Origin of the sequence: Ferrimonas balearica, assembly GCF_019802055.1 — a bacterium.
GTDB classification, from domain to species: domain Bacteria; phylum Pseudomonadota; class Gammaproteobacteria; order Enterobacterales; family Shewanellaceae; genus Ferrimonas; species Ferrimonas balearica_A.
In genome coordinates this window covers 404,247-417,484 of sequence record NZ_JAHVHW010000007.1, presented here as the reverse complement: position 1 = coordinate 417,484, position 13,238 = coordinate 404,247, and the positions used below count along the sequence as shown (strand labels likewise).

12 protein-coding genes are annotated in these 13,238 nt (G+C 58.4%); 9 read left to right on the top strand and 3 right to left on the bottom strand.

Annotation, left to right across the window (positions count from 1 at the left end; genetic code table 11):
- Positions 1-13: 13 nt before the first annotated feature.
- From KUV52_RS09505 to KUV52_RS09495, 3 genes are all read right to left on the bottom strand, one after another.
- Positions 14-1,168: a porin gene (locus tag KUV52_RS09505; RefSeq protein WP_222525702.1), complete on the bottom strand. Its 1,155-nt coding sequence runs from the start codon at positions 1,166-1,168 to the stop codon at positions 14-16.
- 129 nt (positions 1,169-1,297) lie between these two features.
- Positions 1,298-2,323 (bottom strand): porin, encoded by a 1,026-nt coding sequence (locus KUV52_RS09500; RefSeq protein ID WP_222525701.1) that lies wholly within the window; start codon positions 2,321-2,323, stop codon positions 1,298-1,300.
- 241 nt (positions 2,324-2,564) lie between these two features.
- The gene (locus KUV52_RS09495; protein ID WP_222525700.1) at positions 2,565-4,880 is read right to left on the bottom strand and encodes a DNA polymerase II; all 2,316 of its coding nucleotides are present in this window, start codon (positions 4,878-4,880) and stop codon (positions 2,565-2,567) included.
- A gap of 351 nt (positions 4,881-5,231) precedes the next feature.
- On the opposite strand from KUV52_RS09495, the gene KUV52_RS09490 reads away from it, so the two are divergent.
- The 9 genes from KUV52_RS09490 (at position 5,232) to KUV52_RS09450 (ending at position 13,211) form a co-directional block, all read left to right on the top strand.
- The gene (locus KUV52_RS09490) at positions 5,232-6,440 is read left to right on the top strand and encodes a NupC/NupG family nucleoside CNT transporter (RefSeq protein WP_222525699.1); all 1,209 of its coding nucleotides are present in this window, start codon (positions 5,232-5,234) and stop codon (positions 6,438-6,440) included.
- A gap of 119 nt (positions 6,441-6,559) precedes the next feature.
- A complete protein-coding gene (gene dinG, locus KUV52_RS09485) occupies positions 6,560-8,635 on the top strand; it encodes an ATP-dependent DNA helicase DinG (RefSeq protein ID WP_222525698.1) in 2,076 nt (691 codons plus the stop codon).
- 50 nt (positions 8,636-8,685) lie between these two features.
- Positions 8,686-9,432 (top strand): sulfite exporter TauE/SafE family protein, encoded by a 747-nt coding sequence (locus tag KUV52_RS09480; RefSeq protein WP_222526820.1) that lies wholly within the window; start codon positions 8,686-8,688, stop codon positions 9,430-9,432.
- A complete protein-coding gene (locus KUV52_RS09475; protein WP_222525697.1) occupies positions 9,429-10,070 on the top strand; it encodes a primosomal replication protein in 642 nt (213 codons plus the stop codon). The genes KUV52_RS09480 and KUV52_RS09475 overlap by 4 nt, the downstream gene beginning before the upstream one ends.
- 11 nt (positions 10,071-10,081) lie before the next feature.
- Positions 10,082-10,735: a DUF2057 domain-containing protein gene (locus KUV52_RS09470; RefSeq protein WP_222525696.1), complete on the top strand. Its 654-nt coding sequence runs from the start codon at positions 10,082-10,084 to the stop codon at positions 10,733-10,735.
- Positions 10,736-10,770: 35 nt separating this feature from the next.
- Entirely contained in the window at positions 10,771-11,673 is a 903-nt protein-coding gene (locus KUV52_RS09465) for a histone deacetylase (RefSeq protein ID WP_222525695.1), read from the top strand.
- Positions 11,674-11,686: 13 nt separating this feature from the next.
- The gene (locus KUV52_RS09460; protein ID WP_222525694.1) at positions 11,687-11,950 is read left to right on the top strand and encodes a late competence development ComFB family protein; all 264 of its coding nucleotides are present in this window, start codon (positions 11,687-11,689) and stop codon (positions 11,948-11,950) included.
- 59 nt (positions 11,951-12,009) lie between these two features.
- Complete coding sequence (locus tag KUV52_RS09455; protein ID WP_222525693.1) at positions 12,010-12,684, top strand: DUF3108 domain-containing protein; 675 nt, start codon at positions 12,010-12,012, stop codon at positions 12,682-12,684.
- 56 nt (positions 12,685-12,740) lie between these two features.
- Entirely contained in the window at positions 12,741-13,211 is a 471-nt protein-coding gene (locus tag KUV52_RS09450; protein WP_222525692.1) for a DUF2919 domain-containing protein, read from the top strand.
- Positions 13,212-13,238: the final 27 nt, after the last annotated feature.

Below are 13,238 nucleotides of genomic sequence, written 5' to 3'. Positions count from 1 at the left end.
AGAGATGGCAGTACTAGAAGAAGAATCTTGCTCCGATTCCGTACAGATCCTCTTCACCCAAAGCGTCGAAACCAAACTCACTGTCATCCAGCTTGGCTTCGAAGTAGAGTCTCAACTGGGTGCCCCACTCGTAATGGGCGCCCAGTACATAGAGGCGTTTCCGATACATTCCGTTAACTTCTTCGTAGCTTGAATCATCCGACTCAAGCCAGTTCAGCCCCGAAACCAGAGTGAGATTGTTGGCGAAGGTCCAGTTCAGCATCACCTCGTAGCCCCTGGCGTTGAATACCCGGTTACGGTTGTCCACCTCGTGATTTTCCGTTTCCGCATAGTTGGCTGCCAGGTATAGCCCCGGCTGGTAGAGCGTTCCGTAACTGGCTCCCAGGATAAGGGCCTCATCTTTGAGCTTCGCAACCCTCTCCCGCCGGAACGTCGAGTCGAAGTCGCCCCGGTTATACCCCACGCCCACCATCAGTTCTTGCCATCGGTAGCGAAGCGACGCGCCGTAGCTGTCGTCATACTCAATATCGACATCGTCAAATACGGCGCACTCCGGTGGCGGGTCATCAACGATGCACTCTTCCGGCGGAACGATCCCCACCTCACCCTTGGTACGGGCCTGGTACTGAAGGCCCAGAGACAATCCACCAAACTCATTGCGGTACTGCAGTGCACTGTCCGCTCGCCCGGTGCCAGATAGCCCCCCATCCGAGCCAAAGTTGTAGGTGCCCGATGCCAGGCCCCCAGTCATGATGAAGTTATCGGTAATCGAGGCGACATCGTAGTAAACGGACCACTGCTTGCCAGCTGAAAAACGGCCGTAGGTGTCGTGTTCAAAGGCCAGAAAACCCAGGCGGTTAAAGAGAAAGTCTCCCTCCCGGGCTGCCTGTAACGAGTCACCGTTCAGCGTCAGTTGACTGCCGGAATCCATCGCGTTGAATCCCCACTCCATCAAGGCTTCGGCGTTCCACTCCCGGGAAATCGAGCGCTCATAGAGAAAGCGGATGCGTGTGGAGGAGTCGAGCAGTTCGGTATCCCCATTGACCTGGACCAGATTGAAACCGAGGTGGCCGCCAACAGAGAAGCGATTGAGGTTGTCATCGTAGAGAGAGATGGCAGAAGCGGGTGCCGCTGCAGCCAAGCCAATCATGAGAAAAATCTGACGCATATCTTTCCCCTGAGGGTTGAGAAGGAGATGCACCAGAGTCTAGTTCACCACAAGAGCGAACGGGCGAGGGGAAGCAAAAACAAAAAAGCCACCGCAGAGGCGGTGGCTTTCTTCAGGAGGCGCGTCCTATTACAGGAAGATACGCAGACCTACAGCGAACGCGTTGTCGGTGTCCTTGATGTCGGAACCGTGGTCCACTTTGTAAGCACCGTATACAACGGTGTTGGAGGTCAGTTTGTACTCAGCACCGAAGTTGGTGTACTCCTGAATGGTCAGGTCGTTGGTGGTGTCTTCAACACCCTGGTACAGAACGTACAGGTTCAGACCATTGTTCAGGCCGTAGGCAGCCAGAGCTTCGTAGCCATCCGCTTCTTCAGCGATGATACCGTTACCAGCCAGCTCGGACTGCTGCAGGTTTTCGGACATGGCGTAAGCACCGGCCAGGTACAGGCCTTTGCCGTAGGTACCGTAGGCAGCAGAGAACGCGTGTACGTTGGCGTCCTGAACACCTTGACCCAAGTTGGTGTAGTCAACGTCACCGCCGCTGTAGGCGTAGCCCAGCTTGATGCCAGCAACCGCGTAGGTAGCAGACGCGGAGATACGATCATCGTATTCGCCGCTGGTGCCCTGCCACTGAACACCGAAGTTCAGGTCGCCAGCGTTGCCCAGGGAAACACCGTTGCGGTACTGAACGGATTGGTCAGCACGGCCCAGGCCCAGTTTGCCACCGTCAGTGCCGTTGGCGTAGGAGAACAGGGAGTCGGAACCCCAAGCGATCGGCATATCGGTCGCAGAGGTTACATCGTAGTATACGGACCACTGCTTACCAGCAGACAGACGACCGTAGTCATCGTGGCCAACACCGATGTAGCCCAGACGAGTGGAGAAGCTGTTACCGCCGGTCACGAAGTTGCTCATGCCCATTTCGATGCGGCTGTCCAGCTTGAAACCTTCGCCCAGGTCGCGGTTGAAGGAGAAGTTGATGCGCGGGGAGTTCGCATCCAACTTGGTGTCACCACTCTTGTCGGTCAGTTCTACAGTGAGGTGACCGCCCATAGATACGGAGTTTACGCCGTCGTTATACAGTTCAACAGCGGAAGCGCCGTTGGCGAACATCAGTGCTGGGATAGCAGCAGCAAGCAGAGTCTTTTTCATGGATTTGCCTAACCAATCAAGCGTCATTCATTCGTTTGGTGTCCCCCATATATTCCATGGGAACTTTTTAGTTCGTCCGCTGACGGGCTAGGACAGTATCAAAGGGCAGGTGGGGCCAAAAGAGATTAAGATCACACTTTTCGCGAAGTGAGCAATATTACTGACCATTACTTACGAGTTATCACAATTTTTCCTTCCGAAACCCCTCATTTTTGGCATACTTTTCACCATTTTTTAACATTCAAAACAATCCAAGCTGATCCCCATCCAACTCCGCAAAGGTTCGCCCCAACAGAGTGAGAACCGGTTCCGCCACAGGCTTTAACTGCTTCTCCACATAGTGCTCATAATCGATGGCGGATTGACCAAGGCCAGCAGGGAAAGGTCCACCCTGGCCGATAAAATAGCGAATTCGACTGCCTTTTCGGTATACCTTGTCACTTTGTAACTGGTTTGCGAGTCGGGCCGCCTGAACGTGAGGCGCATTCGCCTGATATCCATCCAGATCTCGGCGCAACCGTTTGCTGTAGATCAGTTCACTATCCCGCTCTCCGGAACGGGTCTCCTCAATCCAGCGGCGGATTAAACCGGTCACCGGCTTCCCCTGAAACCAACTGAGATAGAGCTCCTTTTGAAAAGCCCGCGCCAGCGGCGTCCAGTCACTGCGGACGGTTTCCATCCCCTTAAAGGTCAAATCCAGCCCTTCCGGCCCTTCCACTGCGCCGACATACCGCTTTTTAGATCCTTCGCTGGAACCCCGAATGGTGGGCATGAAAAAGTGGTGAAAGTGGGTCTCAAACTCCAGCTCCAATGCGCTGTCGAGTCCCTGCTCCGCCAACTGCTCATGCCAACGGCGGTTGACCATCGCCACCAGCGCCTTACCGATGCGCTCGGCCTCCTCCGAATCCCGATGGTCACCGATATGCACAAAGGTAGAATCCGTGTCGCCGTAGATCACCCGGTACCCCTCCGATTCAATCCAGCTTCGGGTGGTTTTCATGATCTCATGGCCCCGTAAGGTGATTGAGGAGGCCAGGCGCGGGTCATGGAAACGACAGCCGGCGGCCCCCAGGACACCGTAAAACGAGTTCATCAGGATCTTGATCGCCTGAGACAGCGGCGCATTGCCTTCACGTTTGGCGGTTTCCCGCTGCTGCGCCAACTCCGCAATGATGGCTGGCAAACGGTGATGGGTTCGATGAAACATCGCACCACGGAACCCCTCAACCACCTGAGTCGGATCTGTCTCTGCCATTCCGGTAACCATTCCCATCGGGTCGATTAGGAATGAGCGAATGATGGAGGGGTAAAGACTCTTAAAATCCAGCACCAGCACATTGCGGTACTTGCCCGGTATCGAGTCCATCACGTAGCCCCCCGGACTGGGTGGGATGGAGTGGGTGTCCAGATTGGGGGCCACGAACCCAGCCCGATGCAGAAGAGGCAGGTAACGGTGCGTGAATGCCGCGACGGAGCCACCGGTCCGGTCCAGCTCCAAACCGGTCATCTGGCTGCGGGCAAGGGCAAAGGGCAACAGTTGGGTCTTCTCGAAGATGCGCCAGACCAGCTCACAATCCTTCAGGTTGTAGTGAGCCAGAGCGGGCTTGTCATGCCGGAAGTTATGCTCAATCTCCGCCAGCCGCCCTTTGACATCGTCGCAGGCCTTGCCCTCTCCCAGCAGCGACTGGGCAACCGCATCCAGGGCATAACTGTCAAAGTGGTAAAAGGCCGCTTTGAGCCACTCAATGCCATCCAGCACTGCACGTCCGGCAATAGCGCAATCTCGCCCAGGCCCCGCCTGCTCGTGCCAGCGCGGCTCACTGCCATCCCGACCCAGACTGAACTTAATGCCGTGATGCTGGGCACGCTTGTGCAACAACGCGAGATCGAAACCGATCACCGACCAGCCGATGATCACGTCTGGGTCATCCTGTTCGAACCAGTGCAGCAGCGCCCGAAGCAGTTCCGCTTCATCCGCCACGTACTGCAGATACTCCGGTCCGCCCTGATCCGGCCCCACCATCAACACCCGCCGGGTGTCCTGACCATACAGGCCAACGGAGTAAAGCTCGCCGTGGCGACTGCACTCAATGTCCAGAGAAACCAAACTGGGCGCGTGCTCAGGATGCGCGGGGCGTGCAGCAACCATCTGGTTATCGCTTACCTTGGCTTCCAGCGCACCACAGAGATAGCGCTCCATCAGGTAACGATCACAGGGACGGATGTCCGACTCCAGCAGGGTCCAGCCCCGGTTTTTCGCCTCGGACTTCACCGATTGCCACAGGCGCTGGTCGGAGAGATAGAGGGCGCTGACCGGATTCAGGGAAAAATCCCGTGCATCCGTGGGCGCGATCCGCCAGCCCGAACGCCGTCCCAACCAACTTTCCCACTGGGCTTGTTCCGATTGACGAATGATTCCCAGGTAGGGCTGGTCCGGCACCACCAGACAGCGGGGGCCGGAATCCGTAGAGAGCCAGTAGACCAGTTCAGCGCCGCCGGAGCCTGGGCGATATTCCCGGCTTAACAACCAGCCGCGAACGATTTGAGGTGTTGTCATAGCGACATTGTCATGCACCCCTCGACTCGAGTACAGCCCCACAGAAAAACTCTCGATTGCCCGGGATTTGGCCTTGCCCTGGCAATCACCACTCAGTAGAATGCGCGTCCGACTTGAGCCCTGCTCAGTCACTTTTGAACAAGCCGTCACCAAGGATTGTGAACGACCCTAAGGACCGGACCAGCTCACCGTTAGTGCTTGTTAAAAAGGTGATGCTTACATGCAAGTTGGAACCCCTTCCAAACCCGTCCTGGCAGAGGACACCCTGAGACCCGGCGATCATCGCCCCCCTACTCTCTTCCGCTTTAGCGCGAACTCCCTTTCTCTCTAAACTCTCTGCTGGACAAATTAATGACTCTTTTGACTGGATTGGCCGGTATGGCCGCCCTGCTCGCCTGCGCCTGGGCGCTGTCTGAAAACCGCCGTGCCATCAACTGGCGAACCGTTTTGGGTGCCCTCGCACTGCAATCGGGTTTTGCCGCCCTGGTGCTCTACTCTTCCGTCGGCCAAAATCTGCTGGGCAGCGTCAGTAATGGCGTAGCCGGACTGCTGAGTTTCGCCGATGTCGGCATCGGCTTCCTGTTTGGTGACCTCGCCAGCAACGGCTTTATCTTCGCCGTTCGTGTCCTGCCACTGGTGATCTTCGTCAGCGCCCTGATCTCCCTGCTCTACTACCTCGGCGTGATGCAGTGGGTAATCAAGGTGATTGGCGGCGCGATTCAACGACTGCTTGGCACCAGCAAGGCAGAATCCCTGGTGGCCACCTCAAACATCTTCCTCTCCCAGGGGGAATCCCCGCTGCTGGTAAAGCCCTTTTTGCCCCACATGACCCGCTCAGAGCTGTTTGCGGTGATGACCGGCGGCATGGCCTCTGTGGCGGGCAGTGTTCTGGGTGGTTACGTCGGCCTGGGGGTAGAACTGAAGTACCTGATCGCCGCCAGCTTTATGGCCGCCCCCGGCGGCCTGATGATGGCCAAACTTCTGGTGCCCGAGCAGGAGCAGCAGGCGGACCAGGAATCGATCGAACTGGGGGAAAGTGAGCAGTCCAACGCCATCGATGCCCTGGCAACCGGCGCCATGAACGGCACCAAAGTGGCGGTCGCCATCGGTACCATGCTGATCGCCTTTGTCAGTGTGATCGCCATGGCCAATGCGGGCCTGACCCTGCTGGGCGATCTGGTGGGTATTGAAGAGCTGACTTTCCAGGTGGTACTTGGCTACCTGTTTGCCCCCTTCGCTCTGGCGATTGGCGTCCCGGCCAACGAGATGGTGGAAGCGGGCAGTTACATCGGCCAGAAGCTGGTGCTGAACGAGTTTGTCGCCTTTATGGAGTTTGCCAAAGCCAAAGCAGCACTCTCTGAGCACACTCAGGTGATCGTGACCTTTGCCCTGTGTGGGTTCGCCAACATCGGCTCCATCGCCATTCAGTTGGGTTCCATCGGCGTGATGGCCCCAGAGCGTCGCAAAGACGTGGCGGATCTGGGCGTTAAAGCGGTACTGGCCGCCACTCTGGCCAACCTGATGAGCGCCTGTCTGGCGGGGATCTTCATCTCCCTGTAAGACCTTGCGGGCCGACCCGGGTCGGCCCGCTCTCTTCCTTTGCGACTTTCTGAGCGCACTCCTCAAAAAACACTGGTATTCTATACAGCCATTTTCTCGGTTAGGGATCCCGCCCTCCAATGCTCAGCGACAAAGTCAAAAAAGCCACCCGTACGGCTTACAACAATCTGGCCGAGGCGATCCCCAATTTTGTCCGACGGAAAGAGCAGAACTATCTGGTGGCGGAGATCGCCAAAACCCTGTCAGGCAGCTACCAGAAAGACCGACGCATCATTGTCGTCCAGGCGGGCACCGGCACCGGTAAGTCGCTGGCGTACGCCCTAGGCGCCCTGCCATTGGCACTGGCCCAGGGCAAAAAACTCTGTATCTCCACCGCCACCGTTGCTCTTCAGGAGCAGCTGGTGAATAAGGACTTACCCCTGCTGCAGCGCCACAGCGGCCTCAACTTCCGCTTTGGCCTGGCCAAAGGGCGCCAGCGTTACGTCTGCTTGTCCAAACTGGAACTGCTCGCAGGTGAAGTGCCTGATGCCCAGGAGGCACTGTGGGAGACCAAACCCGCCGATGGCGATGTGGCACTGCTGAAGCGTCTGCATCAGGCCTATCACGAGGGCAAATGGGACGGTGAGCTGGATTCCGTACCGGAGCCGGTATCGGACTTTCTGTGGTCGCAAATTGCTTCCGATAAGCACAGTTGCAACCGGCAACTGACCGCACACAGAGACTGCCCCTTCCACAAAAGCCGGGAAAAGATGGACAGTTGGGATGTGCTGATCATCAACCACAGTCTACTGCTGGCCGATCTGGAACTGGGCGGTGGCAAAATTCTGCCGGACCCGGACAGCATGTATTACGTGCTCGACGAAGCCCATCACCTGCCTCAGGTGGCCCGAGACTTTTCCGCCGCCAGCGCCACGGTAAAGGGCTCCATCGATGCGTTGGGCAAGCTGGAAAAGCTGGCGCACAAACTCGCCCGTGAGCTGGCCAGCGACAAAGCCGCCATTACCGCTTCCGAGCTGTCCGAAGATGTCGGTGTACTCAGTGAGCAGTTGGGACAGTTGCAGGCGTTCTGCGACAACAACCCCTTCCTGTTTGACAATGAAGAGCGCCGCCATCGCTTTGCCGGTGGCGTTCTGCCGCCGGTGCTGGTCACTCTGGCAGAGAGCCTCGGTGGGGCCAGCCGCGGCGCCATCAAGCGGCTGAACAAGCTGCAGCAGATGCTGATGGAAGCGATCAAAGATGGGGAGATCAAAGGCCATAAGGCCGAGCCCTTAGTGGCGGATCTCGGCTTCGCCATGCAGCGACTCGAGAACCAGGACAACCTCTGGCAGATGCTGGCCAAGCCAGTGCCGGAGAAAGGGGCTCCCCAGGCCCGCTGGATCGACAAGTTAGACGGCAATCGGGACGACCACCTGTTCAGCGCCTCCCCTATCGAGATCGGCTTTATGCTCGAGGAGATGCTGTGGAGCAAGGCTGCCGGTGTCGCCCTGCTGTCTGCCACCCTGATGGCGCTTGGCAACTTCGACCACTATCGGCACCAGGTGGGGCTGCGGGCGGACGATGGCACTCGCTACATCAACCTGCCCTCCCCCTTCAATTATCAGGACAACGCCACGCTGTTCCTGCCCAAGGTGGAGGTGGAACCGAACCATGACCGCTTCTCGGAAGTGCTTAACAAGCTGATCCCCACCCTGCTGGAGGAGGAATCCGCCAGCCTCGTGCTGTTCACCTCCTACCGCCAGATGGAGTCGGTGGCCGATGCGCTGCGCCGGTTTAAGCGATTACCGATCCTGGTGCAGGGGGAGTCGCCGAGACAGGACCTGATCCGGGAGCACAAAGCCCGCATCGACGCTGGCAAACCCTCTATTTTGTTCGGTACCGGCAGCTTCTCAGAGGGTCTGGATCTGCCGGGAGATTACCTGACCAACCTGATCATCACCCGGGTACCGTTTGCCGTCCCCACTTCGCCGGTTGACCAGGCCCACGCTGAGTACATCAAGGCCAAAGGCGGTAACCCTTTCCTGCAGTTGGCGGTCCCGGACGCGGCCAAAAAGCTGGTGCAGGCCTGCGGACGTTTGCTGCGCAATGAGCAGGATTATGGCAGGATCACCATCCTCGACCGACGACTTGTCAGCAAGCAGTACGGCACGTCCCTGCTGAATTCGCTGCCCCCCTATCGCCGCCATATCGAATACTGAGGCGGACTTAAGGAGAACCCTGCTTGGAGCTGGCTCTGGATCTTAACCTGATGGCCATGTTGGCCGCCGTTGCTTTTGTCGCTGGCTTTGTCGACGCCATCGCCGGAGGCGGTGGCCTGCTGACCATCCCCGCGCTGCTGACGGCTGGCCTGCCGCCACATCTGGCACTGGGCACCAATAAGCTGGCCGCCACCTTTGGCTCCGCCACCGCCAGTTGGACCTTCTACCGGAAGAAGCTGTTCGATCCCCGATTTTGGCAGCGCGCCTTTTGGGGCACCTTTATTGGTGCCGCCGTTGGCACCCTGGCAGTCGATGCCATCAGCGTAAGCTGGCTGGAACGGGCACTGCCCCTGCTGATCCTGGCCATCGCCGTTCATTCACTGCTGAGCAAGCCTCCTAAAGAGGAGCAGCACCAGTTGCCGGAACCGACCCCCTCGATTCACCGCCGACAGTGGAGTCAGGGCTTGACCATCGGCTTCTACGATGGCTTTGCCGGGCCGGGCACAGGCGCATTCTGGACCGCCTCCTCCATGGTGTTGTACAAGATGAATATCCTGCTCTCCTCCGGCCTGGCCAGAAGCATGAACTTCGTCAGCAACGCCACCTCCCTGGGATTTTTTATCGGTCTGGGACACGTGCAGTTCGGCATCGGCATCGCCATGGGGCTGTCCCTGATGGCGGGAGCCTGGATTGGCGCTCACTCCGCCATCCGCTTTGGCGGCCGGTTTATTCGCCCGGTGTTCATCACCATGGTGATGGTCATTGCCGCGAACCTTGCCTGGAAGGCCTGGCTATGAGCAGCCCACTGTTTCAGCGACTTGAAGCGCAGTTGGCCCGCCTGGAAGCGCAGGTACGTGAGCATGACGCCTCTCTGACCGCCGCCGACAAGAAGTGGCTGGCCAACCAGAGCGCCTTCCATGACCAGCTGTTTGAGCATCAGGGAGCCAGCCTGAGTGGCTGCTTAAGTGTGCTGAGAAAAGACCTCGATCAGATCGCCCAACTTGAGCAGTTGGGCGCCCGCCCGGAAGCGGTTGAGCTGGTTTGTCAGCGCTTTGCCAACCGATTTTCGGCTCTGGCTCAGGCCCTGGCCAACACCGCCGTAATGAGACGGGGCCACCAGACCAGCGCTTTGGCCGGAGCCCGGCGCCGCAGCAGCAAGACAGAGAACGAATATCACTGGATTGCCCGCTCCGTTATGCGCTCGAGCCATCAGTTGTATGACGAGCTTCGCAAGCACCAGAACTGGGCAATGCGACTGGAGCAAAAAATCCGTGAACTGGGGCAGAAACTGGACTTGCATCAGGGCGCGGAGAAAATCACACTGCAGAATGAGATCCTGGCTACCCAGAAACGACTGGGCCGTTGTCATCAGGCAATGACCTTTATCGAGCAGCGCATCGCGCAACTGGAAAAGCCCGGACGCCGATCGTTCTAAAGGAGAACCCAATGAAAAAGGCTATGGCATTGAGCCTTGCCCTGCTGGCAGCCCCTGTTACCTGGGCGGAAAGCCTGACCATTCCCATGGAGTTTCAGTTTGTGGCCCTGGATGGCACCAAGGTGTCCACTTCTCTGTTCAGCCACAAGGATGAATTGGACCTCACCCCGGGACAGCGCAAGATTGCCCTGCAGTACAAAGATCTGGTTCCGGAGAGCGTGGGTGACGGACACCGCCGAATCTCCTCCTCCCCGTTTGTGATCACCCTGCAGGTGGAGCAAGGGGTGGACTATGTCCTCAAAGCGGATCGCCGCATCGTGGACATCAGCACCGCTGAAGCCTACGCCGAGGCCCCTAAGGTCGTGATCACCGCCAACAATGGTGCAGCCGCGCAGTTCTCACTGCAGCAAACCCAGTCTGATGAAGCCAGTTTCGTCGACAAACTGCTGGGTGAAGAGCCCAAGGCGCCCAGCCCCGAAGAAGCCGCTCTGGCCGCTACCGCCAGCGCCTCTGCCGCCGCTGCCGTCAGCAGCGCACCCAAGGAGATCAAGCCGGCTCCGGCTCAGGGTGACGATCGCGCAGAAGAGATGCTCAAGTACTGGTGGGAACAGGCGGACGACGCCACCCGCAAGGCCTTTATGAGCTGGGCCGTCCAGCAGCTGTAAACCGTTCCGGGCCGCCCCAAAGGCGGCCCGAATTTATGCTACAAGCCGTCTATCACCCCATCTATTCGGCACTGCCTCTGCCGGATAACCATCGCTTCCCTATCCACAAGTATCGGCTGCTCTATGAGCACCTGCTGCGTGAAGGCGTTTTGCACCCCGACGCCATCCATCAGCCCGAGCCTCTGACTCTGGATCAGGTTGCCCAGGTGCACTGCCCGGATTACGTGCGCCGGTTTGCAGAAGGCACGCTGGATCCAAAGGCACAGCGACGGCTGGGCTTTCCCTGGAGTGCTCCGCTGGTGCAGCGCACACTGACCGCCTGTGGCGGCACGGTGCGCACCGCAGAGTTGGCGCTGGAGCACGGCGTGGCTTGCCATCTTTCCGGGGGCTACCATCACGCCCACCGCGACTTTGGCAGTGGCTTCTGTGTCTTTAACGATCTGGTTCTCGCTGCCCGTCTGATGATGGCTCAGCAGCAACTCAGCCGAATACTGATCCTGGATTGCGATGTGCATCAGGGCGACGGTACGGCAACACTGTGTCAGGATGATCCGGAAATCATCACCTGTTCGCTCCATTGCGAACGCAACTTCCCCGCTCGGAAAGCCCACTCCCACATCGACATCCCGCTCGACAACGGCGTAGATGACGTGCAATACCTGGCCACACTCAACGAGTTGTTGCCCTGGCTGCTTAACCTCTACCAACCAGACCTGATTCTGTATGACGCTGGCGTGGATGTTCACCGCGACGATGCACTGGGCTATCTCGAGCTGAGCGATGCGGGACTGTTTCAACGGGATCATGCGGTTATGAGTGCCGCCATGGACAGAGGGATCCCGGTGGCGGCAGTGATTGGCGGAGGGTATGCTAAATGTCACGGGGATCTTATCCCGCGCCATCAACAGCTGTTCTTAGCCGCATCGGAGTTTATCTAGCCAGGGGGGCGCCATGGAACTGGACATTCGAAACTACAACGAAACCCTTATCCGTCAGGCCATTCTCGAGAAGGACCTGCACCTCGAGCTCAGTGAAGACCAACTGACTGACCTCACCTGCTTGGCCCTCAACCAACTTCCGGCACGTTACATCCGATACCCGGTGGACATGGCGGGCTACACCTCCAGTGCCGAGTTGGAAGCGATGATCCAGGACGCCAGGGAGGCGCTCAACAACGCGCTGAGTCACCTGAAACTCCACCCCCGCTCCGACTAAATTCCTTGGCGAACGCGCTCAGTGACAGTAGTCTTATGGCCCGCCATTTGGAGCCCCTGATGACCCGAGCCCTGTTGTTACTGTCCCTGCTGCCCGCTTTAGCCATCGCTTCGCCGGTGCCTTTTGAAGCCCGTTACCAGGCTTACACCACCGGTCTGCCCTGTGGAAAGGGGAAGTTGCGCCTTGAAGCCGAGCCGGACGGCGAATACCGCTACCAGGCCAGTGGCAAAATCTGCGTGATCGGTCAGCATATTGACCACGAAAGCCGTTTTGGCATGCAGGACGACACGCTGGTTCCCGGCCCCTATCAAACCGAATTTGATGGCTGGTTTTCTCACCGGTTCCTTGATGGCGGCCTGAACTCAAGCGGACGCTATACCGTCACGCTCAACGGCGAAACCCTGCCGGATACCGAGGAGTTCCCGCGAGCTCAGTGGGAGCCCGCGCAGATGCTCCGGATCCTGAGTCAGGCCCGGGAGGACGTTCAACTCTCCTACACCTGGGGCGATGAGACCCGGGAATACCTGTTCGAATACCAGGGCACGGAAACCCTCGATACTAAACTGGGCCCGCTACTGACCCACAAGTTCGTTCAGGACCACCCCAATGAAGCCCGGGTGGCCACCTTCTGGTTTGCGCCTGAACTGGATGGCCTGATGGTGCAGCTTGAAGCCACCCGCCTTGGGGTACACTGGCTGACGGTGAAAGTGCGAGCTTATCAACCGCTGGGTTGAAAACCGGCTTCCGCCCCCCCATCTGGTTAGCATCCCCTTATTAACGAGAGCAAACCATGGGCCAGTACACCTTCGACGATTTTGACCGCTATGGTCTGCTCAAGCCCGGCCCCTGGCTGATACTGGTGCTCCTGTTCTGTGCCAAAACCTGGCTGTTGTTTCTGCTCAGCGCCGCCAGTCGTCAACATGGCGCTGACCTGATGGGGCTGTTCTACCCCGACCGTCAGGATTTCTATCTTGGTCTGCTGCTGGGGCTGCCCGCCCTGGCACTTTTGTGGGCACAAAGTCAGCGTCACAAAGGCGGCGCCGCAGCCCGGCTGTGGCAGTGGGGACGCCCCCTGCTGCTGGCTAGCTGGAGTGCCCATCTCGTATTGCAGATCAAAGCAATCTACCTCAGCCATGGCGCTTTCCACTGGGCCCCTGCCCTGATGCTGATGCTGAGTTTCTGGACCGGCCTCTACCTGCTGAAAAGTCACCACTGCAGAACCGTGTTTGAACCGGTCACAGACAGTCCGGAACACCCATAAAAAAACGCCCCGTTTCGGGGCGTTTTT